Origin of the sequence: Metabacillus sp. B2-18 (assembly GCF_021117275.1) — a bacterium.
GTDB lineage: Bacteria > Bacillota > Bacilli > Bacillales > Bacillaceae > Metabacillus.
Genome location: NZ_CP088245.1, coordinates 2,138,864 through 2,165,106 on the forward strand (window position 1 = coordinate 2,138,864; position 26,243 = coordinate 2,165,106).

Genomic DNA, 26,243 nt, shown 5'->3' on the forward strand with positions numbered 1-26,243 from the left:
AATATTAGGATTGGTCTTTCTTACTTTTAAAGCCATTTTACTTTTGGCTCAGTTTTGTTTAAAATCCTTTTAATATTCGCACGGTGACGATATACGACAAAGATCGTTAAAAGTGAAATAACGATAATAAGTGGAATATCCTTCGTGAAAATGCTGTATACGATTCCGTATACACCTGCAAGCATAGAGGAAAGCGACACATACTTAGAAATGTATAAAACAATAAAGAAGAATGCTAGCATCGTGATGAACATAAGTGGTACATAGCATAATAAAACACCACCTGAAGTAGCAACAGCTTTTCCACCTTTAAATTTCGCAAAAATGGGATATGTATGACCGATTACAGCAACTACACCTACTAGAAGTGGATGTAACCCATGTATATTAAATAAGTCTGGTAAAGCTGTAGCAAGCGTTCCCTTAAGGATATCAGCACTTGTCACAATGATTCCTGCTTTAATACCAAGTGTTCGAAATGTATTTGTACCACCGAGGTTTCCACTACCATGTTCACGAATATCAATACCATATCCGAGTTTTCCAACTATAAGACCGGACGGAATGGAACCAAGTAAATAAGCTAAAATAAATATTAGGACTTCAATCATATTTGTACTCCTTTACATAATCTTCTTATATTCTATCATGATAAAAGATAAAATCTCTATGAGAGAATAAAAAAACCAAAAAACTCTCATGTTAAAAATACGTAAATGACTACTATAGTATAAGAAATATGATTTGTTATCATTCAGTATTTATTATACATATCGTTTGTTAGAGGCGAATGAACTTGATATGATTAAGAAAAAAGGAGCTGGAAAAAATGACAATAGAATATCCAACAAGAGATGAGATTGGACAAATTTTAAAAAGTAGTAAAAAGATCGCAGTTGTCGGGTTGTCAGATAACCCAGAACGTACTTCATATATGGTTAGTAAGGCAATGCAGGATGCAGGTTATGAAATAATTCCCGTAAATCCAGCTGTAGATGAAGTTCTTGGACAAAAAGCAGTTGCAAACCTAACGGATATAAAAGAACATATCGATATTGTAAACGTTTTCAGGCGTTCAGAACACCTGCTTGATGTTGCAAAAGAATTTTTGCAAATTGATGCCGATGTTTATTGGGCACAATTAGGTCTTGAAAATGAGGAGGCTTATAATCTTCTAAAAGAAAACGATAAAACAGTTATCATGAATCGTTGTATTAAGGTTGAGCATGCTATGACAAAGTAATAGAAGAGTATTATTTGAAAAATCCTTGTAAAAACAAGGATTTTTTCCTTTATTACACGAATAATGTTTCCTAAAACCAAATTACCATATACAATAAAGCATGGATATAAGGTAATTTGTAGTAATAAACAGCATTAAAAACTTTTACTTGATTTTCTTTTGCTAAGTGGGGGTTGTCGATCTGCAAATTATTGTATAAAATACTAAAACATGCGTTCTAACTAAGAATAGGATTTATTGTGTGTCATTGAAAGGGGTTTAGTCGCTTGGGTAAGAAGCAACAGTTTGATTATAATGATGATGCTATTCAAGTCCTTGAAGGACTAGAGGCCGTTAGGAAACGTCCTGGAATGTACATCGGTAGTACAGATAGCAGAGGTTTGCATCATCTCGTATACGAAATCGTCGATAACTCTGTGGACGAAGCCCTGGCTGGTCACGGAGATCATATAATTGTCAAAATACATAAAGATAATAGTATTTCTGTACAAGATAAAGGTCGAGGTATGCCAATTGGTATGCACAAGCTTGGCAAACCAACTCCGGAGGTTATTTTAACCGTATTACATGCAGGAGGTAAGTTTGGCCAAGGTGGTTATAAAACAAGTGGTGGTTTACATGGTGTAGGTGCATCTGTAGTAAATGCACTTTCTGAATGGTTAGTCGTAACAATTCAGCGTGATGGATTTATTTATGAACAGCGTTTTGAAAATGGCGGCAAACCAGCTACCACCCTTGAAAAGAAAGGGAAAACAAATAAAACTGGAACACGAATTCATTTCAAACCTGATCCGGTAATGTTTAGTACAACTACGTATAACTTTGAGACTTTAAGTGAACGTTTACGTGAGTCGGCTTTCCTTTTGAAAGGGTTTAAAATAGAGTTAATTGATGAGCGCAATGACAACTCAGAGGTATATCATTATGAAACGGGTATTGAAGCGTTTGTCACTTATTTAAATGAGGAAAAAGATGCCCTACATCCAGTTGTCTCATTTGAAGGTGAACAAAACGGTATTGAAGTTGAGTTTGCATTCCAATTTAATGATGGATACTCTGAAAATATTTTGTCCTTCGTTAACAATGTTCGAACAAAAGATGGCGGAACACATGAGGCTGGTTCTAAAACAGCGATGACAAGAGCCTTTAATGAGTATGCGAGAAAAACTGGTCTGTTAAAAGAAAAAGATAAGAATTTAGAAGGATCTGATATCCGTGAAGGATTATCGGCTATCATCTCTGTTAGAATTCCAGAAGAGCTTCTTCAGTTTGAAGGTCAAACAAAAGGAAAGCTTGGTACTAGTGAAGCAAGATCTGCTGTAGATGCCATTGTGTCAGAAAATCTTTCATATTTTTTAGAAGAAAACCCTGATTCCGGTACTTTACTTGTTAAAAAAGCGATCAAAGCCTTTCAAGCAAGAGAGGCAGCTCGAAAGGCACGTGAAGAAGCACGGAGTGGTAAAAAAAGAAAGCGTTCAGAAACAACTCTTAGTGGCAAGCTAACACCCGCCCAATCACGAAATCCACAAAAAAATGAGCTGTACTTAGTTGAGGGTGATTCTGCTGGTGGATCAGCAAAACAAGGAAGAGACCGCCGCTTTCAAGCAGTACTCCCTTTACGTGGTAAGGTTATAAATACAGAAAAAGCAAAGCTTGCAGATATCTTCAAAAATGAAGAGATTAATACAATTATTCATGCAATTGGGGCGGGCGTAGGTGCTGACTTTACAGTTGATGATGTGAATTATGATAAAGTTATTATTATGACAGATGCCGACACGGATGGAGCACATATTCAGGTTCTTCTTTTAACATTCTTTTATCGATATATGAAGCCATTAATTGAAAATGGTAAAGTATTTATCGCATTACCACCTTTATATAAAGTAAGTAAAGGATCGGGCAAAAAAGAAGTTGTAGAATATGCTTGGTCAGATGAAGAGCTAGACGGTGCTATTAAGAAAGTCGGAAAAGGATACATGATTCAGAGATACAAAGGTCTTGGTGAGATGAATGCAGATCAATTGTGGGAAACAACAATGAACCCAGAGTCAAGAACGCTTATTCGAGTAAAAATTGACGATGCAGCACGTGCTGAGCGTCGAGTTACAACTTTAATGGGAGATAAAGTTGAACCTCGTAGAAAATGGATTGAAAGTAACGTGGCCTTTGGTCTTGATGAAGAAACAAATATACTAGAAAATGAGCACTTATCGGTCGCAGAGGAGGTATAGAATTTGGCAGATTCAGTAGAGATTTTTCGTGATTTACCTCTTGAAGATGTGCTTGGTGACCGTTTTGGGCGATATAGTAAGTACATTATTCAAGATCGAGCACTACCTGATGCACGTGATGGCTTAAAACCTGTACAACGAAGAATTTTATATGCTATGCATGTTGATGGGAATACAAATGATAAAAACTACCGTAAATCAGCAAAAACAGTCGGAAACGTAATTGGTAACTATCATCCTCATGGTGACACATCTGTTTATGATGCAATGGTTCGTATGAGTCAAGATTGGAAAGTTCGAAACCTTCTTATCCAGATGCATGGAAACAATGGAAGTATAGATGGTGACCCTCCAGCCGCAATGCGTTATACAGAAGCAAGATTATCAGCAATAGCTTCTGAACTTTTACGTGATATAGAAAAGGAAACTGTTGAGTTTGTTCCAAACTTTGATGACACAAGTAAGGAGCCTTTAGTGCTCCCAGCTATGTTTCCCAATCTTCTAGTTAATGGGTCGACTGGTATATCTGCAGGATACGCAACAGAAATTCCTCCACATCATCTTGGTGAAGTAATTGATGCTGTTATAAAACGAATGGAAAAACCAAATTGTACGGTTGAGGAATTAATGACCTTGATTAAAGGTCCTGATTTTCCAACAGGTGGAATCATTCAAGGTGTAGAAGGTATAAAAAAGGCATATGAAACAGGTAAAGGCAAGATTATTGTTCGTGGGAAGGCCGAAATTGAAGAAATTCGTGGTGGAAAACAGCAAATTTCCATTTCAGAAATTCCTTTCGAGGTTAATAAGGCGAATCTTGTTAAACGTATGGATGAATTTCGTATTGAACGCAAAGTTGAAGGAATTGCAGAAGTACGTGATGAGACAGATCGTACAGGACTTCGTATTGTAATTGAGCTGAAAAAGGATGCTAATGCAGAGGGCGTCTTAAACTATTTATACAAAAATAGTGACCTCCAAATAACGTATAACTTTAATATGGTGGCGATTCACAATCGTCGTCCGACGTTGATGAGTTTGCCTTCCATCTTAGATGCTTATATTGGTCATCAAAAAGAAGTAGTAACAAACCGTTCGAAATATGAACTTCGTAAAGCTCGCGAACGTCAGCATATTGTTGAAGGTTTAATCAAAGCATTATCGATTTTAGATGAAGTAATTGCAACAATTCGTGCTTCGAAAGATAAGCGTGATGCAAAGGATAACTTGATTCAAAAGTATGAATTTACTGAACCTCAAGCAGAAGCGATCGTTTCGTTACAACTTTATCGTTTAACGAATACAGATATAACGGCGTTAAGAAATGAATCAGAAGAATTAGCTTCAAAGATAGAAGAACTATCAAGCATTCTAAATGATGAAAATGTTTTATTAAAAGTGATAAAGACCGATTTGAAAAAAGTGAAAAAAACATATGCAGATGACCGTCGTTCAGTCATTGAAGCTGAAATTGAAGAAATTAAGATAAATCTTGAGGTGATGATTGCCTCTGAAGATGTAATTGTAACGGTTACAAAGGATGGCTATGTGAAGAGAACGAGTCAACGCTCATTTGCAGCATCGAACGGTCAGGATTTTGGAATGAAAGAAACCGACCGATTGCTTTCTAAACTTGACATTAATACAACAGAGGTTGTACTGTTGTTTACTAATAAAGGAAATTATCTGTACTGTCCTGTACATGAACTTCCAGACATCCGTTGGAAAGACCTTGGTCAACATATAGCTAATATCATTCCAATTGAACGGGATGAAGAAATTTTAAAGGCAATACCTGTTAAAAATTTTGATGAACCTCTCTTTGTTACATTCATTACAAAGCATGGTATGGTGAAAAAATCAGAGCTTAGTCAATATAAAGCGCAACGATACTCGAAGCCTTTAGTGGCTGTTAACTTAAAGGGTGATGACGCTGTTGTAAACGTTCATATCACTAGTGGGAAAGATGATTTATTCCTTGTGACTCATTTAGGTTATGGATTGTGGTTTTCTGAAGAAGAAGTGAATATTGTAGGTCCACGTGCTGCAGGAGTTAAGGGAATTAACTTAAAGCCGGAGGACTATGTTGTTAGCGGAAATGTATTAAAACCAGATCAAAAGGCATTTTTAGTCATTGCTACTCAAAGAGGAGCAGTTAAGAAGATGTCTATCAATGATTTTGAGAAGTCATCTCGTGCAAAACGAGGTCTCATTATGCTTCGAGAACTTAAAAACAATCCTCATCGAATAGTTGGGGGAGCAATTGTTTATACTAAAGAAGAGTTCTTTTTGGAATCACAACAGGGTGTAGTTGAAAGTATTAATGTGTCAACGCTACGGGCAAATGACCGTTATAGCAATGGCTCATTTATCTTAGATGAACAAGATGCTGGCTCTGTAACCGAAGTGTGGATTAAAGACGCTGAGGAAAAAGAGAGCTAATAAATAAAGAGGGCTGACCAAATTGGTCAGCCCTCTTTCATTAGGTTATTTTTTATTAAAATAGTCTGTAAAAGCATGTAGAATTTCAATACCTTGATATGTGAACAAACTAAGAGCAGTAATTGAAAACATAACAACAGGAATCATTCTTAACCAAAACATCATTTATAAAACCTCCAATTTTGATTTATGCATACAAGGTTGGTTTATATAAATGATTTTTTGAAAAGTACGAGGATTGGTAATAAACAGCGTATAAGAATGGTCTTAATTGCTGTGTATGTGTTGCCAATTGAGCAAATAAAAACATTGTAAGAGCAGTAACTAAAACAATGTAAGCTGTATCTAGTGAGCGAAATAAGTTAAAATGCTTTTGTTCATCCTCTTCAAATAACAGCACTCCGGAAGTTGCTTCATTCTCAACAGCAATCATTTTTCCTTGATTTGTAGGATGATGATAATTCGTAGACATTGAAACAAGTTGGAAGCCAGAAAGAAAGATTAATAGCAACATAAATAACTTTATCAGCAATAGATGTTTCAATTGTCTCACCCCTTTGCTGTTTGATAGATAATATCTTAAACCTTTTTTATTCACTTGAAAAGAGATATTTTTGTCTCAATAGACCAGATATTGACGATAAATAAATGTAAGGGTTACCAACTAGCTTTAAATAAGTATAAAAAAAAATAACTTTTTGCACATGCTATACCTTTGTTTAACAGACGAAGAGTTATCGAGATTACTTCCGAAGAAAGAAGGCGACAAGTGGTTACAAGAAACGGAAGCGAGGCACTTTTAAATCATTCTAAATGTATAATATTTCCTGAACTTAAAGGATTTTTTCTTTTTCTGTTGAATTAAGGTGTTTAATGCACTTATCAATTAAAAAAGAGGTTTATATAATGAATATGAAAAGCAAGTGGATTCGTATGTCAAAGGTTTTGTTATTATTTTTTTCAATTTTTATAAGGATTTATTGGTTCAAACTAAGAAAAAAAACTGAACAAGAATGGGAATTATTATGGGAAAAGATTGGGGCAGATTTTCGAAAAACACTTTTTGAATTAGAAGGTTTGCTTATTAAAGTTGGTCAGATATTAAGTATACGTGCCGATTTGCTTCCTCATTCCTTTATTAAGCAAATTCAGGATTTAACTGATAAAGTACCTCCTTCAGAATGGAAGGAGATTCAAGCTGTGATTGAAGCTGAATGGGGATGCGAACTTGATCAACACCTACGTTCAATTGAGAAAACCTCAATTGCATCTGCATCAATAGGGGAAGTATATCAAGGTATTTTAAAGAATGGTGCAAAAGTAGCTATAAAAGTACAAAGACCACAGATTCAATCTATTGTTTCAATTGATTTTCGAACGTTAGGAATCGTTATTTGGTTTGCAGATCGTTTTGTTCCGATTCCTAAGGAATTTATTAATTTTAAAGTGTTATACAAGGAATTAAAAAGTGTGATTGAGCAAGAACTCGATTTTCAAAAAGAAATGAAATCATTACTATTTTTTAAAGAAAGATTTAAAGAAGATGATGACGTGAAAATTCCACATGTTTATTCTGATCTTTGCACATCAAAAATTATCGTAATGGAATGGGTTGAAGGAATAAGGTTAACTAACGATAAAGCTCTTGAGTCGTTAGAGTTAAATCGTGAAGAGCTTGCACAACGACTTCTTAAGGTTTTTCTTCCTCAATGGCTCGAGCCTGGAATATTTCACGCCGATCCACATCCGGGAAATATCCTCATTACTAAGGATGGACAAGTAATTTTATTAGATTTTGGAATGGTGGGGGAAATAACTAAAAAAGATGCTTCATATTTTCAAAGTTTAATTGGAAGCTTACTTGCAAAGGATTACTCTAAAGCAGTAGAATGCTTATCACAATTAGGATTTCTACACCCTCAAGCTGACTTTAGAACAATGGAAAAACTACTTGCTGAATTAGTTTCCTTTGATACAGCTGCTTTAAAAGAAACAGATTTAATTCAATTGAAAATGGAAATGAATGATATGATTCAAGCACTACCTATTCAAGTTCCAACAAGGTTTGTTTTTCTCGGTCGATCAGTTGTAACAATTGAAGGAATTCTTCGTCAAGTTGCGCCTGAAGCAGAAATTTTAGAATTAGGAAGACCTGTTTTTATGAGGTGGCTACAAAAGCAAGGTAATTCTAAATGGACGTTTCTCTGGCAATGGGCTCAATCTCAGCCTGTTTTTAAGGTCGTCCATTCTGTAAATGAGTTTTTACGACTACCTCAGAAATTAGAGTCAATAAAGGAAACGGAGCAGAGAAGACATTTCCAGTTTGTTATATTTGAAAATAATAAAAAACGATTTTTTCAACTACTACTAATAGGACTAATCGGATTTTGTATGGGATTATATAGCGGACAATCTGTTCTTTGGCAATTATCTACAGCTATTGGGTTCATATCGATTATTGGGTACTTCATTTGTAGTTTTAAACAGAAAAAATGGATGAAATATATGCAGGAACGAAAATGAATGAAATGGACATGTTTAAAAGTAAGAGTATACATTCGTCTAGAGTGTATACTCTTTTTAATTCAAGGATATTAAAAGGTGTATATAGGATTCCTCTTAATGGTTAAACTGTTTATCTGGATATATCGGTAGCTTTAATTGAGGAGGAAAAGAATGTTTTCTGATTTCAATAAATATTTATCATGTAATCTATGGTCTGGTTTTTTATTTGGAATAGGTTTAGCAGCCTTTATCGATGAAACTGTGTTTCATCAACTTTTGCGTTGGCATCATTTTTATGATCGATCAACAACAGATGTTGGACTAATATCTGATGGACTTTTTCATGCATTTAGTTGGTTTGCTACAATTTGGGGGTTGTTTATACTTGCCGATCTTCGAAGAAAACAAGGATTTTGGTTTAAAAGGTGGTGGGGAGGTATGCTTGTAGGTTCCGGTGGATTTCAACTTTACGATGGGATTATTCAACACAAATTAATGAGAATTCATCAGATTCGCTATGTAGAAAATATCCTTCCTTATGATTTGATTTGGAACATAATAGCCGCAATCATGATTTTAGTTGGCTCTATTCTTTTGTTTCAAACCAAAAATCATGAGAAAAAAAGCAAGGGAATGGATGCTATATATGAACGATAATCATAATCACCATTTAACTGGTACCCTTGATCTATACTTTATAGTAGGATTTTGCTTGCTTCTTTTCATTTATGTGCATGCAGCTGTAATTGCAAATCATAAAAAAAGAAAGTGGCCTCTTTATCGAACAATATTTTGGATATTAGGTATTTTATGTGCTGCTATTTCATTGATCGGACCTATTGCTAATCGGGCACTTTTCGATTTTACATTTCATATGGTTGGTCATTTATTGCTTGGAATGCTTTCCCCGTTATTATTGGTCCTTGCAGCTCCAATATCTTTAATGATGAGGGCATTGAGTGTGACAGCTTCCCGACGTTTGTCTCGTGTTTTAAGAAGCTGGCCAATTAGACTGATCAGTGATCCAATCGCTTCTTCTTTGCTTAATATAGGTGGGTTATGGATACTTTATTTAACTGACCTTTACTCACTCATGCATCAGAATGTGTTTTTGCATTTTATCATACATATTCATGTTTTTTTGGCAGGTTATCTTTTTACGTCTTCAATGATCTCGTTTGATCCAAACCCTCATAAAGCAAGTTTTACATACCGTACTTGTGTCTTGATTATTACTCTAGCTGGTCATGGTATTTTATCAAAATTAATATATGCTAATCCACCAGCTTCTGTTTCAAAAGTTCATGCAGAGGATGGGGCAATGTTGATGTACTATGGCGGGGATATCATAGACCTTGTTCTCATTTATTTTCTTTGTTTAGAATGGTATAAAGCAACTAGACCAAGGGTAACTACAATAACTACGTAATGGAATTAGCCTTACGTAGGTTTTTTATGATAATTTCTAATTTGGCACTAAAAAAAGAAAAATATTTTACAAAGTTCTAAGTTTAGTAGATTATAGGTTTTATGGAGGTAGTGCAATGTTTACATTACAAAATATTCGTTACAAAAAAATATTAAAAATTGAATCACTTCATATACCAGCAAATAAAGTGACTTTTCTTGTCGGAGAAAGTGGTGCAGGAAAATCAACATTATTAAAAATGTTAAATATCATGTTGTCTCCAGACCATGGTGAGATTTTTTATAAAAAAGAAAATATAGATGATCTTGATCCTATATATCATAGAAGAAATGTTATTATGCTGTCACAACAACCGACGATATTTGAAGGAACAATTAGAGAAAACTTGAACAAAGGTCTTATTTTCGCAGGTGAAAAAGAAAAAGAAGATAAAGAGCTAAAACAAGCACTAACTATTGTTCATTTAGAGAAAGATCTTGATGAAAAGGCTGATACCCTTTCAGGAGGGGAAAAACAAAGACTTGCGCTTGCACGAATTCTCCTGTTAGATGCGGAAGTTTATTTATTGGATGAACCGACTTCAGCCCTAGATGAGGTAACGGAAGAACTGGTCATGAAGAATTTTATTGAAATGATAAAGAAAAATAATAAAACAGCCATTCTTATTACACATTCCCAAAAGCTTGTTTCCACTTATGCTGAAAATGTTGTTACCCTAAAGAAAAATGGGAGTGAGAGTTGATGGGAAATGTGATAAGAGATATTGAGCTGTGGAGGCTTGCTGCTGGATATTTATTTATAATATTATTGATTGCATTCGTTAGATGGAGAGGCTTAAATAGAGAAATCCGCATAATTGTTTCTACAGCAAGAATGACAATTCAATTAGTGGTCGTAGGATATATCCTAACGTACATTTTTGAGGATCCAAACCCTTATATCATCACCTTTATTGTGTTGTTTATGCTTACATTTTCAATTTTTAATACATACAAGCAGGTGGCAAAACCATTATCTAGAAAACTAAAACAAATTATTGCTCTCTCAATGACGGCCGGTTCGCTTCTAACGTTGCTTTACTTTAATTTTGTTGTCATTCATTTTCAGCCTTGGTATGAGCCTCATTATCTGATTCCAATAGCAGGAATGATTATAGGAAACTCAATGACAGGGATTACTCTTGGTGTGAAAAATTTAGTAGAAGGTATTGAAAAGGAAAAGCACTTAATTGAGGGTGCACTCATGTTGGGAGCTAAACCTGAAGCCGCCACCAAGTCTGTTGTCAACGCCGCGTTTGATTCAGCAATATTACCAACAATTAATAGTATGGTAGGTATGGGAATTGTTTTCTTACCAGGCATGATGACAGGTCAAATATTAGCCGGAATAAATCCAATAATAGCGATTGAATATCAAATTGCTGTATTGCTTGGTATTGCTGGAAGTGTAGCTCTAACAGTCATGATTTTTACATCATTTAGTTATAAAACTTTCTTTAATGATCGTCAACAGTTTATAAATAAGTAAAAGCTATTTTATGCAGCTTTGCGAGCTGCGTAATTAGCTTTTTTATTTTATTAATTCATATTTCAGGAATGATATTGACAAATTTTACCTAAGAGGGTAAAGTGTATGTGAACATATGTACATATATTGTATATGAGGTGTGGTTACGATGATATATGATGTTTTAATTATTGGTGCAGGTCAAGCGGGTCTTTCAATGGGGTATTTTCTTAAGCAAAGTCATTTATCCTTTTTAATTATAGATAAGGAGCAAGAAATTGGAAGTGTATGGAGGAAACGCTATGATTCTTTGGTTTTATTTACACCTAAAAGATACAGTTCTTTACCAGGTTTGATGATGGAAGGAAATTTAGATGAATTTCCCCCAAAAAACGAGATTGTTGCGTATCTTAAAAAATATGCAACTACCTTTTCTTTACCAATAAAACATGGTACCGAAGTGATTAGAGTAGAAAAAACTAAAAATATTTTTCATGTAGTAACAAATAGAGGAGCATTGTTAGCAAAACAAATAATAGTTGCTACAGGACCTTTTCAAACACCGAAAATACCTGAAATCTCTCAAAAACTAGATCACAGCATTAAACAACTTCACTCATCTCAATATAAAAATAGTACTCAACTACAGGATGGGGCTGTTTTAGTGATTGGGGGAGGAAACTCTGGAACACAAATAGCGGTTGAATTATCGAAATCAAAAGAAGTATATTTATCTATTAGTCAAAAGCTGACATTCTTACCGTTAACTTTTGCCTCTAAAAGTATATTTTGGTGGTTTGATAAATTAGGTATTTTACATGCGAACCGTGACTCTTTTATAGCTAAAAAGCTTCAACAACAAGGCGATCCTATTTTTGGATATAATTTAAAAGAATTAATTCGAAAAGGGAAAGTGATCTTAAAGACTAGAACAAAAAATGCTGAACATACGACCATATACTTTGAAGATGGAGATACATTAAAAGTGAAAAACATCATATGGGCAACAGGATTTTACTCAAATTACCATTGGCTTAAAATAAAAGAAGCTTTTGATAAACAAGGAAATCCAAAGCATAAAAGAGGTGTTACTAGTGTTAGTGGATTGTACTTTTTAGGACTTCCATGGCAGCATAGAAGAGGCTCAGCACTATTGCTGGGGGTTGGAAATGATGCAAAATATCTATGTCAACAAATTATTAAAAATGTAAATAGCATGTAGGGAGATGACGTGTAGTGTTGTTAGTTAGCTCTTGTTTGGCCGGTTTGGAAGTAAGATACAATGGAACACACAGTCTACTTAAAGAAATAAGGGATTTAGTAAACGAAAACAAAGCTGTAACCGTTTGTCCTGAATTACTCGGAGGCTTCACCACACCAAGAGAGCCAGCAGAAATTGTTGGAGGAAATGGAGAAGATGTTTTAGATGGACATGCTAGAGTGGTGGAAAAGTCAGGAAAAGATGTAACGCAGCTATACATAAGAGGTGCATATTCAACATTAGAAAAAGCCATAGAGATGAAAGCAAAAGTAGTGATTTTAAAAGATTATAGTCCTTCATGCGGAAGTTCAATGATTTACAATGGTAGGTTTAAGGGGAAAAAAGTAATTGGAAACGGGGTAACAACAGCTTTATTGAAAAGAAATGGGATAATGGTGTTTTCTGAAAGCAATCTGCCTGATAAATTGTAAAGATTCTCTTAGATTGGACTATCTCCAAGCGTTAAAAATAAACAATGAGATCCCTCATTATTTGTTCATGAACTGTGATTGGGGCTATTATTGAGAGAGACTCAGATTATGGTACAATTACGTTATGTGAAAGGATGAAAATAATAAAATATTTAGAAAGTAGGAATAGAGATGGCCACTAAAAGTGTGATTTTTTTTGATATAGATGGAACTTTACTTACACATGATAAAGAATTACCATTTTCAACTAAAGAAGCTATTTTTAAACTGAAAGATGAAGGACATGTTGTTGCGATTGCAACAGGTCGAGCTCCTTTTATGTTTGAAGATTTACGTGAAGAATTAAATATAAATACATATGTTAGCTATAATGGTCAATATGTCGTACTAGATGGCGAAGTGCTTTTTACAAATCCTTTAAAGATTTCATCACTCGAAAAATTAACAGAAAACGCTCTTCTGAACGAGCATCCTGTTGTCTTTATGGATCATGAAGATATGAAAGCAAATGTTCCCGAACACCACTATATTAACGAAAGCATTTATTCATTAAAAATCAAACATTTTCCTACACATGATCCGTACTACTATAAAGGTCGTGATTTGTATCAAACGCTTTTATTTTGCCCAGAAGGAGAAGAGAAGCAATACGAACAAAATTATCAGGATTTTGACTTTGTAAGGTGGCATCCTTTTTCAGTGGATGTTGTCCCAAGTGGCGGTTCAAAGGCAATTGGAATTAAGAAAATCGTTGAGAAGCTTGGATTTTCGGATGAACATCAATATGCTTTTGGCGATGGTTTAAATGACATTGAAATGCTTTCAACTATAAAGAATAGTGTAGCAATGGGAAATGCAGAAAATCGTGTGAAGGAAGTCGCAAAATACGTAACTAAATCAGTTGAGGAAAATGGTATACTTCATGGACTTCAACAGGTAGGGCTTTTATAATTTTTTTATGGTATAGAAATCAGGCGCTTAATATTCAGAGCGCCTGGTTTCTATTATTTAAATGATTGAGGGGCACCTGTTGAAGTATGTTCATTTACCCACTGAAGAGATACCTTAGAAACAGTTTCCCATCCCGGTATTTCAAGTTGATGTTGTTCAACCCAGCTCATGCAAAACTGTGAGTCAATATTATTTTGTTCACATTGATCAAGGAAATCCTGAATTGTTGTAACGGTACAGTTTTGCCATGAACCGCATGTATCCTGAAAAATATTCTTCATTTTATCCACTATTTCGTTGCTTCTATCCATATTTGAAAACTCCTTTCATTTATTCATCACAGCCCAATACAGTATGTCCCCTGATTGATTATTTATGATATAGTAGTTTTCTTCAATTTCATTTAGTTACAAAATATTCTACATCTTCCTTAAAATAACTTATAATAATAGATGAATAGTTTTTGATAAAGCGTTGAGCCTCACTATATTAGAAATCAGGTGATTAACAATCAAAAATATAAAAAATATAATGTTTGCTATTCTTGGATTTATTTCCCTTGGTGTTGGAGTTGCGGGAATTATTCTCCCTATTTTACCCGGAGGTCCATTTTTTCTCTTAGCATCATTCTGCTTTGCAAAAAGCTCTAAGAAATTTGAAAGATGGTTTCAAAGTACCTCATTCTATAATAAATACGTTGAAGGTTTCCGACAGAAAAAAGGCATGACACTTAAAGAAAAAATTCGTATCAACCTAATTGCAGATACGTTCATCCTTTTTTCGGTCTTTTACATAAACATCCTAGTGATAAAAGTTATTTTAGTGCTACTTGCAATATACAAGCACTATTATTTCTTAAAGAAAATTAAAACGATTAAACCAAAGCAAAAAGAAGCTGATAAAATTTTTTATAGGAAGTGATTATTTAGCGAATGATTAAGGGAAGTGGATAAGATAATACCTTTTGGGGATGATTCAGTTATATCAAATTATGACGGATTTTTATCACTCATTAATAATGTGCACATTTAATAAAAAAATACACAGCATGATTTTTTTATGAAGGACGAGACTACTTACAGTGAAAATACAAAACGTATTGAAGTTTCGATCAGTTCAAATAAAACAATGCTCAAAAGTTTTTTAGCATTATTTCACTAGGATACCTGTTGCTAGCTTGGAAAATCTATAGATATTGAAACATTTACATGAGAGGTTTAGTAATGGAAGGGAGAGAAATTAATGGAATCATTATGGTTAGAGTATGCCTGGGCATTGTTGATTTTAATTGGGTTGGAAGGACTGTTATCTGCTGATAATGCGTTAGTGCTGGCAGTTATAGCTAAACATTTACCTGAGGATCAGAAAAAAAGAGCTATAAATTATGGAATTATCATGGCTTTTGTATTCAGGTTTCTTGCACTTTTTGCTATATCATTTATTGCGAATGTCTGGCAAATTCAGGCGATAGGTGCAGCTTATCTTCTTTACTTAGGATTAAAGCATATTATTCAGGCACGTTTCGGTAAAGAAAATGAAAATATTCGTGAGGAAGAAGAAAAGGAAGCAGCTGGTAAAGGTTTTTGGCCAACTGTAGGTAAGATAGCATTGGCAGACCTTGCTTTTGCGATTGATTCAATTCTTGCAGCAGTAGCACTGGCGCTTGGACTTCCGGATTCACCACTAGGCAATTTCGGTGGTATGGATGGAGGAAAGTTTATAGTAGTTGTTTTAGGAGGTATTGCTGGTCTTATCTTAATCAAGTTTGCAGCAACATGGTTTGTTCAGTTACTTGCAAAACGTCCAGCTCTGGAAACAACAGCATATGCAATTGTTGCTTGGGTAGGTGTTAAACTTGCAGTCATTACTTTGGCTCATGAAGATATCGGTATCTTAGATCATCATTTTCCACACAGCACGGTCTGGACTTTGATCTTTTATGGAGTGTTAGTTGGAATAGCCTTACTTGGATGGTTTGCACCTGCTAACAAGTCTTTAGAAAAAGATTTAACATAAAGTAAGTTTTTTGAATAATTCAAGTGTGAGTTAATGACAAAATTGACTCACACTTGAAATTTCAAAAGAATGATAAAAAGATGACCAGCATTCACTTAGGTCATCTTTTAGCTTTTTAAAGTCAGTTTTTCCCTTTTATTATTCTTCTGTTTTATTTAAATGAAGAGGAGGTGGAATTAGCCAACCTTTTTCTTTATTTAGTCGTAACACTTTGCCACCAAGTGCTGCTTTTTGTGTATGGAATTGACCAAACATCATAGCGATGTCTTCTCTAATTGCTTGACCAATCATTTGACTACATGCTACCAATCCAGCAGCTATGCTTGCGGATAAAGCTGCTGCAATTTCTTGATCCATAAACTTTGCTCCTGCTGGAATATCCTCTAAACGAGCGTTTGGACGTTCAGGTGGTGTAGGAGGAAGAGCGACTCCATTGTCTTTTAAAATTGTCTCAATCTGTTTCATTTCTTGTTGACATTGATCTATTGCTTCCATTAGCAATTTACTAAGGTCCTCATCTCCAGCATGATTAACCTTTGTCTGATATCCGGCAACTGCTGCTTTTGAAGTTAAAAGAAAAGACCAAGCACCAAAAACTTCTCCATAATGTAATGGCTCGTTTTGAGGATTACCACTTAAAATGCCCATTAAAACACTCCCTATTGTTTTTTTCATATCCATATAAAAATTCTCCTAATATTACTTACTGTCTTTTAGACAAAAAATAGTATGTGTTAAAACTTTCTTATTTAATCTTAATAAGAAAAATGGGCTTCTTTTTAGGCTCCTAAATGAATCATTCTTAGGATTAGACGGGCTCCAAATTTCGATATACGTATATACTATATCGTCTAAGTAATTTAAAATCGACAATTGAAAGGAAGATGTTTAAATGTACGGTTACGAAAACAGCCCTCATATGGCTGGTGCAAACATGCCTCATGTTGCTGCAGAAAATGTTCCTCATCAGCCTATGGTAATGCCTTATTATGAAGCTCCTGCTTATGGATATTGTGCTCCTGCTTATAGACCGAATACGTTCGCGCTTATTGTTGTGCTATTCATTTTGTTAATTATTATAGGTGCAACGATCTACGGTAATAAGTGTTAACCACATACACCTTTAAAAAGACACTATTGTAGTGTCTTTTTTATTTTCTACCTAACAGAATAGGATAAAGATGCCAAAATCACAGGTTATTACCACTACACAGAAGTATTTTTCCGTGATATATTATGAATACACGATACGTCATACAAATTATCGTGCTAACTCAGATATTTAACAATCGGTTAAAACCGAATTGTTTTAAACTACTCTAATATGGGATCGTTTTGGTATCGACAGGGATGGTTAAGCTTATATGGCGAGTCGAGTTGACGAGCTCGTAAAAACGTCAAAGCCTACAACTGGCAAACAACAAAACAACTTCGCTTTCGCTGCCTAACAACAGTCGATGCGGTTCCGCCCTCCATCGTCCATGTGGTAGGGATATGGGACTCAAACGTAGTGGACTACGCCTGATTCCACCGTCTGAGGAAGAAGGAAGAGAAGAAACAGACTAGCCACTTCAATGCCTGTCAGTGGGCTAAAGAAGAGGGCGAAACATAATTTTGCTGACTACACTCGTAGAAATATAAGTGGAAACACCTTTGCACACCGGTTCGAATCCGGTCGATTCCACCAAATTATGCCGATCATGCTCAAATTGGTAGAGTGACTTTTAGTTGAGGTTCGACTCCTCAGGGCGGCACCAAGAGGTATATTATTATTTTGCGATCGTGGCGGAATGGCAGACGCGCTAGGTTGAGGGCCTAGTGGGAGCGATCCCGTGGAGGTTCAAGTCCTCTCGGTTGCATTATTCATCCTGCAATGTTCGTTGCCCCTTCATGTTTTAAACCTTACTATTTATTAGGGATTCCTATATGATTAACCAATGTCACGCCTACCTTAGTAGGATTGCAGCAGGTTAATATGCGGAAACCCACCTGTTGAAAACAGGTTATCAAAACATATGGGGAAACGGCATAGGTGGGAATGATTTAAAAACAACATATATCATTTTCTTATACATACCGTTGATAGTCGGGGAGGTAGCGGTGCCCTGTAACTCGCAACCCGCTCTAGCGAGGATGAATTCCTTTTTAGCGGTATGATAATGGAAGGTTTGCCTTATATAAGCGGTGTTGACTTTCGGAGTCCTCGCAATAGAAACCCATGAATCTGGTCAGGACGGGAACGAAGCAGCCATAAGTGGGACAATCTATGTGTCGAAGGGTAGCTTTGAATGAGCTGGCTGTATAAGTAGCGCTTGTGTTGTCATATCAATAAAAGGTTCAACGGTGCTATATGGGGCCTTAGCTCAGCTGGGAGAGCTCCTGCTTTGCACGCAGGAGGTCAGCGGTTCGATCCCGCTAGGCTCCACCATTAATACGGTATGTGCAATGCGACATGCACAAGTTTAGTCATACATAACAAAAAGCTTTTGTACAAAGAGTACAAAAGCTTTTTCGTAATTATTTATAGTATTTACATATAATCGTAAACTGAATCTTCAAAATAGAGCCAGTGAAAATATTCAATTTGTGGATCTGACATCTCCGCGATTTCCTTTTCATTGAATTTGCGTTTGTCTAATAAATCCTTCACTTTGATTTCTCTTGCTAATTGGCTCATGGTATATCCTCCTTATTAATAAGAAGTAACGTTGTTGTTACAATCTTGTAAGCGTTTACTGTTATTTCTTATTTTCATTATATATCTCAAATCGATATGAAACAAATATCAATTTGAGATAAATATTTGAAAAATGATATAGAATTGTAATCTACAACAGCTACTCCCAAATCTTCTGGATTTTGTTACACATGAAAGTGAACGAGTACGGTGTCTCCCTCTTGAATTGAATGTTTCACCACGAGTGCTTTGTGTGGGATAATAAATTTCCTTAATAAAATCTTTTATATGTATAAAGAAATAAATATTATAAAGATAAGAAGTAGATTCACTGGATTTAGCTTGAAGTGTATAGAATGATAGGAAAAGCAGGATTTTTAACCTTTTATTATTTGAACAAAACAAAATACTTTTTTATTGAATAGAAAGATAAAATGATTTCTATTGATAAAATAATTTTAAGGAGATAATGAGCATGAGTATTCGTTTTGAATCGCAAAAAAATCTAAAAGTATCCAAACAAAAGGCATACACAGCTTTACTTGATCTTGACTCTGCCGAGAATTGGATGCAAGGCTTTGTAGGAATAGAGCGGCTCGATGAAGGACCATTGAAGGTAGGAAGTGAATGGAAGGAAACAAGAAAGATGTTTGGAAAGGAAGCTTCAGAGTACTTTGAAGTTGTGGAACTCAAAGAACCAGATAAAATTGTGCTTCGCTGTGATGGAACAAAAGGAACGACAGGAAAAGGCGAATTTTTGTTTACATACACCCTTTCTTCAATAAATGATCATACAGAGGTTAAATTGAATGGAGAAATAAATGGACTTTCCGGGTTATCGAAAATCTTTGGTAAATTGGTTGTCGGCTCATTTAAAAAAGCATGTGAAAAAGACTTAGATGCATTAAAAAAACATTTAGAGAATGAACAATAAAGGATAAACGAAAAACGATAAAGGAGTATCAATTATTAATTATCTTCAGCTAAGCAATAGAAGACCCGTGAAAAACGCAGAGGAGAAATGGTTGATATTTTATCTCAAGGCTATAAATCAGTTGATTTGTTTCGACAAAAGAAAAAATTATGATTTTGTATAAGGGGAGTTATCTGTTATGACAACATCTAAAAAACTTAAGTTCTGTGAAGAAGGGCACAAATACTTTAAAAGTAGCAATTGCCCAACTTGTCCGATTTGTGAGCAAGAAAGCAAACCAGAAAGGGCTTTCTCTCAAAGCTATCTGCACCAGCTAGACGAGCTTTAGAAAACAATGGAATTTATACATTGCAACAACTTTCTTCATATAGCGAAAAAGAAATTTTACGTTTTCACGGAATGGGACCAGCTTCATTACCAAAGCTTACGTCTGCTTTGAAGGAAGAGGGTTTAGCATTTAGACAGGATAACTTAATATAAGAAAAGAAAGAGCCTCTGATTAGTAATAGAGGCTCTTACTATGTCCCAAAACTAATCTTAGTTAACAGAAACAAATACTTCATCAACATTTTTGTTAGCTGCACGAACTTGATTCTCTATTTTCTGTTTAAGCTGACTTGAAACCTGTGTTGAGTGACCAGTACGAGTATTTCGATTATCAGTATCTACATTAGTAGTAAAATTTGTGTTATTTCCTAAGCCAGGTCTAGTTGTTGAGGGATTATTTGTACCCGGTGTTTCATTTATTCTTTCAGCCATCTCTGTACTATTGTTTCGATCAGCAGTATTTGCTGTTTTTGAATGACGGTTATTGAATCCCACATTATTATATTCATTTGCCATTCCACGTAAATTCGTGTTAGTTCCTGTTGTTCCAGAATTAGTAGCACTGTTATTACCAACAGTAGTTCCATTGTTATTATTCGTGTTTCCATTTTTGTTTAAACGAACCGTAACATAAGCATCGTTGCCTCTCATGATCACTCTTGCTTGAGATACTTCATCTAGACGCTCAACATTTTTTGTTGCACGTGTTTGGACAGTTGCATTTTGATTACTGTTAGTATCATTCTCGTTGTAGTTTACTCTTGTTATTGGAGCCTGATCATTTCTCAATCCCATATTTGTTGCGTTATCTGTTTGATTGCCTGCACAGCCTGTAACACTTAGAATGCAAGCTGCTGATAAGATCGTTACAAGTCCTTTTTTCATCACCATCATCCCCTAAATAGTAAAGTTCATTTTTAGAATATCTAAATAAGTACAAACTATCCGATGTGAACAAATCCATAATATGAAAAATAAGGCTATTGAAAGATGGGAGAGGATGAAGCTAGTCAAATTTGGAACAATAAAGATATAACTCAAGTCAAGGGAGGTTTCAATTATGAACAAACAGAATAAATTAAATCAACATAAGAATTTTAAGGAAAACTCATATGAGATTGAAAAAGAAACGAAAGGAACCATGCATCTAAAAAATGCTCCTACACCACATATTGAGGGACATCAAATTACTGAAGATATGGAGTAGGTAGATATAAAAAAGACAGAGGACTAGCCCCTGTCTTTTCGATTAGTTTTTCTTACTATTGCTCGGTACTTCACAACCATCGTCGGTACAAATAGCACCTTCACCACTGTCAAAGCGTAGCTCCTGAAACTTAGGTTTTGGTTTTTCTTCCTCCCAAAATTGTGTAAGTGCACGTGAAAATGTTTCTTGTGGTTGAGCACCTGATATGGAATACTTCTGATTCACAACAAAGAAAGGTACGCCTGTTACACCGATTTGTTGAGCTGTTCTTTCATCGCCTCTCACTTCATTTGCAAAGGCTGTTTCGTCATTTAACACTTCTAAAGCTTTACTGCGATCTATTCCTGCAGCCTCTGCAAGGTCAGCCAATGTATAGATGTCCCCGACATTTTTTGTATCTGTAAAATAAGCATGCAATAGTTTTTCAGTTAATTCTGTTTCTTTTCCAATTGTTTTGGCGAATTTATTTAAACGGTGAGCATTAAAGGTATTCGTTGGCTTCATATCTTCATAGTTAAATGTTATACCAAGGTCAGAAGCTTGTTGAATAAGACCTTTATTCATTTCTCTAACTTGTTGTTCACTTGCTCCAAATTTAGCTGCTAATGCCTGATAAATACCTTGTTCAGTTTGTATTGGAGCATTAGGGTCCAATTCAAAGCTTTTAAACTCAACCTCTACTTGGTCTTTATGTGGAAATTGATCTAGAGCCATTTCTAAACGGCGTTTACCTATATAACAAAACGGACAGACAAAATCTGACCATACTTCTATTTTCATACCTTACACCTCGTTGATTAATTTTTTACTAATTGTAGCATACGTCCCAGTAAAATCTAAAAATGATGCTTGGGATTAGATTATCGTTTTTAATATCTATAGAATTTATTGAATTTAAGGATTAAAAATGTAATGAGAACTATTACATAATAGTTAGTTTACATGCTGTCTGTCTCTAAGTTCTATCTACAGCTAATAATCATATAAATTAGTGGTTAATCAATTACGGAGGTGGTGATTATTTGGATAAGTCATCAAAGAACAACAAGAAAAATAAAAAGAATGAGCAACTTGATCAGTATCGTATTCAAAATACAGGTAAAAAAATAACAACAAATGAAGGGTTAAAGATTGCTAACAATCATGCAACCTTAAAGGCGGGCGATCGTGGTCCAGTATTAATGCAGGACTTTCATTTTTTTCAAAAACAGATGCATTTTGACCAGGAACGCATACCTGAAAGAGTTGTTCATGCTAGAGGAGCAGGTGCCCATGGTGAATTTGAACTATATAAGTCTATGAAACAATATACTAAAGCAGGCTTCTTACAAGAACCCGGGACCAAGACACCTGTATTTGCTCGGTTTTCAACAGTCCAAGGGGGTAGAGGTTCTAAGGATACTGCTCGAGATATTCGTGGTTTTGCAGTTAAGTTTTATACGGAAGAAGGGAATTATGATTTATTAGGACTTCAATTTCCTATATTCGTACTTCATGATGCCTTTAAGTTTGTGGATTCCCAGCATGCACTTAAACCTGAACCACATAACGAAATGCCAACTGCCTCTGCTGCACATGATAATTTTTGGGATTTTGTTGCGAATAATCAGGAGTCAGCACATTTTGTGATGTGGGCGATGTCAGATCGAGCCATTCCAAGAAGTTGGCGCATGATGGAAGGGTTTGCTATTAATACGTTCCGATTTGTAAATGATCAAGGAAAAGCAACATTCGTGAAGTTTCATTGGAAGCCAGTTCTGGGTGTTCACTCATTACTAATGGAAGAAGCACAAATTATTGGTGGTGTTGATCCAGATTATCATAGGCGGGATTTATATGAATGTATTAAAAAAGGAGCTTATCCGGAATTTGAATTGGGTGTTCAGATGATCCCTGAAGAAGATGAGCACAAGTTTGATTTTGATGTTTTAGATCCAACAAAGGTTTGGCCTGAGGAGATTATACCTGTAGACATTGTTGGTAAAATGACATTAAATAAAAATGTTGATAACTTCTTTGCTGAAACAGAACAAGTTGCATTTGATGTAACAAATCTTGTACCGGGAATTGACTTTACAGACGATCCTATTTTACAAGGAAGAACATTTACTTATAAAATCACTCAGTCACATCGTCTTGGTGGACCCAATTATCAGGAAATCCCCATTAACCAATCTCTTTGCCCATTCCATAATAACCAGCGTGAAGGCTTTAAAAGACATCGAATTGATGTTGATCAAGTAAACTATTATAAAAATTCAATTGCAAACAACACCCCAGGTCCTACAAGTCCCGAAGAAGGTGGATATCATCATTATCCAGAGAAAGTAGAAGGGCGTAAGGTAAAGGCTAGTAGTGATTCTTTCAAAGATTTCTTTTCACACGCAAGATTGTTTTGGAATAGTTTGTCACATGTAGAGAAGCAGCACGTTATTGAAGCTTTTAGCTTTGAACTTGGAAAAGTAGATAACCTGTCCGTTCGACAGCAAGTTGTCGATATGTTTGCAAATGTGGATAAAGAGATGGCAACCATCATTGCAAATCATATTGCAGCAGATCTTCCTAAAGGAAATCATGTTCCAGTTACAGCCTCATCACCAGCACTTAGCCAAGCAAATACAAAACACTACCCACACACATTAACGGTTGGTGTAATTATTGCAAACGGTTTTAATGGGAATGAGGTAAAGGAAACTTTGGATGCTCTTCGTCAACATGGTATTTTTGTTAAAGTAATAAGCGATAAGCTTGGTTATGTAACAGGAGCAAATGGTACAAAGATTAAGGTAGATCAGACATTCCTTACTACTCATAATGCTCTGCTTGACTCTCTCTATGTTGTGGGTGGACATTCTGATAATCAATCTATATTTAACATAAAAATGAGTGAGTTTATAAGTGGAGTATACAAACATTATAAGCCTATTGGTATTGCAACGACAGGTCAGTCTTTTTTTCAACCTTCTGAACTAAACAACATGGCTGGAGTGATTTTTGCAGAAAACAACCAGAACTTTGGGGAAGAATTTGTTTCGGCTATTACAACACAGAGGTTTTGGAATCGAACGTAAATATTAAAATCTGGAACATTTAGATAAAGCCATAATAAAAGAGTGATCAAATCAAGATCACTCTCCTTACATATTTAAATACCCACTTACTTCAAAACAGGATCATTATAATAAATCACTTCAGAAAGAATCTTATTCCCCTCGATATCCTTCAACAATTCTCTTGCTTCTTGCTCTGTGTTAAACTCATACATAAATATTTTTCCTTTTGCATAGCGCGTGATAACCCACATAAGCTATCCTCCATTTAAGGTATTTTTAGCTTTACTGTATTGTTTATGCTTTTATCATCATCTTTTGTAACGGTAGGAGCCTAAACAATCTGCAAAAATTGTTCCTTGTACTGGTAGTATCATGTTTATTAGTTAAATAGGATCATATCTTCACAGAATAACCCCCGATCTTGGTATAATAGATGTCGGGGATTTTTGTTTACAAAAAACAAATAGTTAATTGGATGGAGAAAAGAAAATGAAAAAGAAACTAATCATTACAGGCTCAATTTGTGCATTTTTACTAGTAGCTGCTTATTTCTTTGTAGGAAACTATTTTTACAATTTTGCGTTAAATGTTGATCGAGAGAAAGAATTTTTAGAAGATAATCCAAATTTACAGCAAAGTGATGCTGTTGTTGCATCTGTTGCCGAGGAAGCCGAGCTTGCTGACGATGAGTTTAAGCAAAAGTATAGTCCTTCCAAGCTAAGCGTTGTTTCGTCGGATAAAGAACAATTAAAGTTAAATGCGTATGTTTATGAAAATGAACAAGCTGGTCACAAGTGGGCAATCGTGGTTCATGGTTATAATGGTAAGGCGAAATCAATGACGAGATATATTAGGAATTTTCATGAAAAAGGCTACAATGTTCTTGCTCCTGATCTTCGCGGGCATGGGGAAAGTGAAGGAAATTATATTGGTATGGGCTGGCATGATCGTAAAGATATGTTACTGTGGATTGACCAAATACTAAAAAAAGATCATGAAGCAGAAATTGTTTTATTCGGTGTCTCAATGGGGGGAGCAACAGTCATGATGACATCTGGAGAAGAGTTACCATCAAACTTGAAAGTAATTGTAGAAGATTGTGGTTACTCGTCAGTAAGTGATGTGTTTGTGTATCAGCTTGACGATCTTTTCGGTTTACCTGAATTTCCTGTTATGAATGCAGCGAATACAGTGACGAACGTACGTGCTGGATATGATTTATATGAAGCATCCGCTATTGAGCAAGTTTCCAAAAGTGTAACACCAATGTTATTTATTCATGGTGATGCCGATACCTTTGTACCTTTTGAAATGTTAGATAAAGTCTATGAGGAAGCAAATGTGGAGAAAGAAAAGCTGGTTATCTCAGGCGCTAATCATGGAGATGCGGAGAAGGTGGATCCTGAGGCTTATTGGGGTACTGTATGGCGATTTGTTGATCGTTATATAAACTAATTGCAAATGAGGTGTAAGTTATATAGACTTACACCTTTTAATCATTAAATTATTTAATAACCGAATCATATACATCATCAACCACTTCTTCATCTTGAATATCAAATTCCATTCTCAGGTTATACCGAATGATTTCTTTGTTTACTGATCCTTCAATCACTTCTACTTTACTTGTTTTCAACCAATGGGCAATCAATTGAATTTGATCTTTATAATTTAAAACATTCACACTAAACGCTCCTTCAGGTAATAATCGTATTTATAAAGTTTGCTTATTGCTCCATTTATATACGTTGAACCTGAAAACCGCAAGAATGAAGTTTTTATGGTAAAATTATGTAAAGGACAGGTGATCATTTATGAAAAGCAATGCTACTGTTTTATTTCTCTTTTTATTTATTGCTTCAATAGCGGCCGGCTTAGCTTTAAAAGATGTGTTTCGTTATTCAATGAGCATTGGAGTAGGTTTGGGTATGATCTTCATCATATTAAGCTCTTTGTCACTTAGTAAAAGTAGAAAACACGAGTAAAGTCAATTCCGTGGAGGGTGAGTTAGATTCGGGTGGTCTTTT

At 35.2% G+C, this 26,243-nt stretch carries 28 protein-coding genes, 2 tRNA genes, 3 other RNA genes and 2 pseudogenes; 26 read left to right on the top strand and 9 right to left on the bottom strand.

All coding sequences use genetic code 11. The annotated features are described in order from the left end of the window. Window positions 1–26: 26 nt before the first annotated feature. A complete protein-coding gene (gene plsY, locus LPC09_RS10725; RefSeq protein WP_098798273.1) occupies window positions 27–611 on the bottom strand; it encodes a glycerol-3-phosphate 1-O-acyltransferase PlsY in 585 nt (194 codons plus the stop codon). A 218-nt stretch (window positions 612–829) separates the two neighbouring features. Between plsY and LPC09_RS10730 the strand changes: the two genes are divergently transcribed. The 3 genes from LPC09_RS10730 to parC all read left to right on the top strand — a co-directional run bounded on the left by LPC09_RS10730 (window position 830) and on the right by parC (window position 5,919). Next, entirely contained in the window at window positions 830–1,243 is a 414-nt protein-coding gene (locus tag LPC09_RS10730) for a CoA-binding protein (protein WP_098798272.1), read from the top strand. Between the two features lie 266 nt (window positions 1,244–1,509). Then, the gene (gene parE, locus LPC09_RS10735; protein ID WP_231309504.1) at window positions 1,510–3,477 is read left to right on the top strand and encodes a DNA topoisomerase IV subunit B; all 1,968 of its coding nucleotides are present in this window, start codon (window positions 1,510–1,512) and stop codon (window positions 3,475–3,477) included. Between the two features lie 3 nt (window positions 3,478–3,480). Beyond that, a complete protein-coding gene (gene parC / locus LPC09_RS10740) occupies window positions 3,481–5,919 on the top strand; it encodes a DNA topoisomerase IV subunit A (RefSeq protein ID WP_098798270.1) in 2,439 nt (812 codons plus the stop codon). Window positions 5,920–6,106: 187 nt separating this feature from the next. On the opposite strand, the gene LPC09_RS10745 is transcribed toward parC, so the two are convergent. Further along, a complete protein-coding gene (locus tag LPC09_RS10745) occupies window positions 6,107–6,463 on the bottom strand; it encodes a hypothetical protein (RefSeq protein ID WP_098798269.1) in 357 nt (118 codons plus the stop codon). Window positions 6,464–6,825: 362 nt separating this feature from the next. On the opposite strand from LPC09_RS10745, the gene LPC09_RS10750 reads away from it, so the two are divergent. The 8 genes from LPC09_RS10750 (at window position 6,826) to LPC09_RS10785 (ending at window position 14,002) form a co-directional block, all read left to right on the top strand. After that, window positions 6,826–8,442, top strand: coding sequence for an ABC1 kinase family protein (locus LPC09_RS10750; protein WP_098798268.1), 1,617 nt, complete (start codon window positions 6,826–6,828; stop codon window positions 8,440–8,442). A 153-nt stretch (window positions 8,443–8,595) separates the two neighbouring features. Next, window positions 8,596–9,081, top strand: coding sequence for a DUF2243 domain-containing protein (locus tag LPC09_RS10755; RefSeq protein WP_098798267.1), 486 nt, complete (start codon window positions 8,596–8,598; stop codon window positions 9,079–9,081). Next, window positions 9,071–9,853: a cytochrome c oxidase assembly protein gene (locus tag LPC09_RS10760; RefSeq protein WP_231309505.1), complete on the top strand. Its 783-nt coding sequence runs from the start codon at window positions 9,071–9,073 to the stop codon at window positions 9,851–9,853. The genes LPC09_RS10755 and LPC09_RS10760 overlap by 11 nt, the downstream gene beginning before the upstream one ends. A gap of 115 nt (window positions 9,854–9,968) precedes the next feature. Next, entirely contained in the window at window positions 9,969–10,595 is a 627-nt protein-coding gene (locus LPC09_RS10765) for an ABC transporter ATP-binding protein (protein WP_231309506.1), read from the top strand. Continuing rightward, complete coding sequence (locus tag LPC09_RS10770; RefSeq protein ID WP_231309507.1) at window positions 10,595–11,380, top strand: ABC transporter permease; 786 nt, start codon at window positions 10,595–10,597, stop codon at window positions 11,378–11,380. Before LPC09_RS10765 ends, LPC09_RS10770 begins: the two co-directional genes overlap by 1 nt. A 148-nt stretch (window positions 11,381–11,528) precedes the next feature. Next, the gene (locus LPC09_RS10775) at window positions 11,529–12,581 is read left to right on the top strand and encodes a flavin-containing monooxygenase (RefSeq protein WP_231309508.1); all 1,053 of its coding nucleotides are present in this window, start codon (window positions 11,529–11,531) and stop codon (window positions 12,579–12,581) included. Between the two features lie 14 nt (window positions 12,582–12,595). Beyond that, a complete protein-coding gene (locus tag LPC09_RS10780) occupies window positions 12,596–13,051 on the top strand; it encodes a 2-thiouracil desulfurase family protein (RefSeq protein ID WP_231309509.1) in 456 nt (151 codons plus the stop codon). Between the two features lie 171 nt (window positions 13,052–13,222). Further along, window positions 13,223–14,002, top strand: a complete 780-nt coding sequence (locus LPC09_RS10785) for a Cof-type HAD-IIB family hydrolase (protein WP_231309510.1) — start codon at window positions 13,223–13,225, stop codon at window positions 14,000–14,002. Window positions 14,003–14,055: 53 nt separating this feature from the next. Here the strand turns inward: LPC09_RS10785 and LPC09_RS10790 are convergent, their stop codons facing one another. After that, complete coding sequence (locus LPC09_RS10790) at window positions 14,056–14,313, bottom strand: hypothetical protein (RefSeq protein WP_098798261.1); 258 nt, start codon at window positions 14,311–14,313, stop codon at window positions 14,056–14,058. Between the two features lie 220 nt (window positions 14,314–14,533). Between LPC09_RS10790 and LPC09_RS10795 the strand changes: the two genes are divergently transcribed. Then, window positions 14,534–14,923, top strand: a complete 390-nt coding sequence (locus tag LPC09_RS10795) for a YbaN family protein (RefSeq protein ID WP_231309511.1) — start codon at window positions 14,534–14,536, stop codon at window positions 14,921–14,923. Window positions 14,924–15,244: 321 nt separating this feature from the next. Continuing rightward, a complete protein-coding gene (locus LPC09_RS10800) occupies window positions 15,245–16,018 on the top strand; it encodes a TerC family protein (RefSeq protein WP_098798259.1) in 774 nt (257 codons plus the stop codon). A gap of 138 nt (window positions 16,019–16,156) precedes the next feature. On the opposite strand, the gene LPC09_RS10805 is transcribed toward LPC09_RS10800, so the two are convergent. Continuing rightward, a complete protein-coding gene (locus tag LPC09_RS10805) occupies window positions 16,157–16,666 on the bottom strand; it encodes a DUF3231 family protein (protein ID WP_098798287.1) in 510 nt (169 codons plus the stop codon). 331 nt (window positions 16,667–16,997) lie between these two features. Between LPC09_RS10805 and LPC09_RS27595 the strand changes: the two genes are divergently transcribed. From LPC09_RS27595 to LPC09_RS10835, 6 genes are all read left to right on the top strand, one after another. Next, window positions 16,998–17,129, top strand: a complete 132-nt coding sequence (locus tag LPC09_RS27595; protein ID WP_141549706.1) for a YjcZ family sporulation protein — start codon at window positions 16,998–17,000, stop codon at window positions 17,127–17,129. Between the two features lie 215 nt (window positions 17,130–17,344). After that, window positions 17,345–17,705: a transfer-messenger RNA gene (gene ssrA / locus LPC09_RS10815) on the top strand. Window positions 17,706–17,794: 89 nt separating this feature from the next. After that, window positions 17,795–17,877 (top strand) — tRNA-Leu (locus LPC09_RS10820). 3 nt (window positions 17,878–17,880) lie between these two features. Beyond that, a non-coding RNA gene (gene ssrS, locus LPC09_RS10825) (6S RNA) lies at window positions 17,881–18,061 on the top strand. 34 nt (window positions 18,062–18,095) lie between these two features. After that, window positions 18,096–18,361: signal recognition particle sRNA large type (gene ffs, locus LPC09_RS10830), an RNA gene on the top strand. Window positions 18,362–18,370: 9 nt separating this feature from the next. Further along, window positions 18,371–18,446 (top strand) — tRNA-Ala (locus LPC09_RS10835). Window positions 18,447–18,548: 102 nt separating this feature from the next. Here the strand turns inward: LPC09_RS10835 and LPC09_RS10840 are convergent. After that, window positions 18,549–18,695 carry a hypothetical protein gene (locus LPC09_RS10840; RefSeq protein ID WP_162987302.1) on the bottom strand — a complete coding sequence of 49 codons (147 nt, stop codon included), beginning with the start codon at window positions 18,693–18,695 and terminating at the stop codon, window positions 18,549–18,551. 475 nt (window positions 18,696–19,170) lie between these two features. On the opposite strand from LPC09_RS10840, the gene LPC09_RS10845 reads away from it, so the two are divergent. The 3 genes and pseudogenes from LPC09_RS10845 (at window position 19,171) to LPC09_RS10855 (ending at window position 20,109) form a co-directional block, all read left to right on the top strand. After that, entirely contained in the window at window positions 19,171–19,629 is a 459-nt protein-coding gene (locus LPC09_RS10845; protein WP_098798257.1) for an SRPBCC family protein, read from the top strand. 60 nt (window positions 19,630–19,689) lie between these two features. Next, window positions 19,690–19,782, top strand: a pseudogene (locus LPC09_RS27600) (YdeI/OmpD-associated family protein); the annotation flags it as partial. A gap of 25 nt (window positions 19,783–19,807) precedes the next feature. Then, window positions 19,808–20,109: pseudogene (locus LPC09_RS10855) on the top strand (RNA polymerase alpha subunit C-terminal domain-containing protein). 57 nt (window positions 20,110–20,166) lie between these two features. Here LPC09_RS10855 and LPC09_RS10860 read toward each other — a convergent pair. Continuing rightward, window positions 20,167–20,841 (bottom strand): hypothetical protein, encoded by a 675-nt coding sequence (locus LPC09_RS10860; protein WP_098798256.1) that lies wholly within the window; start codon window positions 20,839–20,841, stop codon window positions 20,167–20,169. 175 nt (window positions 20,842–21,016) lie between these two features. Here LPC09_RS10860 and LPC09_RS10865 point away from each other — a divergent pair, with 175 nt between their 5' ends. Then, window positions 21,017–21,163 (top strand): hypothetical protein, encoded by a 147-nt coding sequence (locus LPC09_RS10865; protein ID WP_176551137.1) that lies wholly within the window; start codon window positions 21,017–21,019, stop codon window positions 21,161–21,163. A 42-nt stretch (window positions 21,164–21,205) separates the two neighbouring features. Here the strand turns inward: LPC09_RS10865 and LPC09_RS10870 are convergent, their stop codons facing one another. Continuing rightward, window positions 21,206–21,943, bottom strand: a complete 738-nt coding sequence (locus LPC09_RS10870; protein WP_098798255.1) for a DsbA family oxidoreductase — start codon at window positions 21,941–21,943, stop codon at window positions 21,206–21,208. A 242-nt stretch (window positions 21,944–22,185) separates the two neighbouring features. On the opposite strand from LPC09_RS10870, the gene LPC09_RS10875 reads away from it, so the two are divergent. Beyond that, entirely contained in the window at window positions 22,186–24,234 is a 2,049-nt protein-coding gene (locus tag LPC09_RS10875; RefSeq protein ID WP_098798254.1) for a catalase, read from the top strand. 86 nt (window positions 24,235–24,320) lie between these two features. On the opposite strand, the gene LPC09_RS10880 is transcribed toward LPC09_RS10875, so the two are convergent. Then, window positions 24,321–24,467, bottom strand: a complete 147-nt coding sequence (locus tag LPC09_RS10880; RefSeq protein WP_176551136.1) for a hypothetical protein — start codon at window positions 24,465–24,467, stop codon at window positions 24,321–24,323. Between the two features lie 238 nt (window positions 24,468–24,705). Here LPC09_RS10880 and LPC09_RS10885 point away from each other — a divergent pair, with 238 nt between their 5' ends. Then, entirely contained in the window at window positions 24,706–25,671 is a 966-nt protein-coding gene (locus tag LPC09_RS10885) for an alpha/beta hydrolase (protein ID WP_098798253.1), read from the top strand. Window positions 25,672–25,720: 49 nt separating this feature from the next. Here LPC09_RS10885 and LPC09_RS10890 read toward each other — a convergent pair whose 3' ends face one another. Next, a complete protein-coding gene (locus tag LPC09_RS10890; RefSeq protein ID WP_098798252.1) occupies window positions 25,721–25,900 on the bottom strand; it encodes a hypothetical protein in 180 nt (59 codons plus the stop codon). Window positions 25,901–26,030: 130 nt separating this feature from the next. Here LPC09_RS10890 and LPC09_RS10895 point away from each other — a divergent pair, with 130 nt between their 5' ends. Next, the gene (locus LPC09_RS10895; protein ID WP_098798251.1) at window positions 26,031–26,201 is read left to right on the top strand and encodes a hypothetical protein; all 171 of its coding nucleotides are present in this window, start codon (window positions 26,031–26,033) and stop codon (window positions 26,199–26,201) included. Window positions 26,202–26,243: the final 42 nt, after the last annotated feature.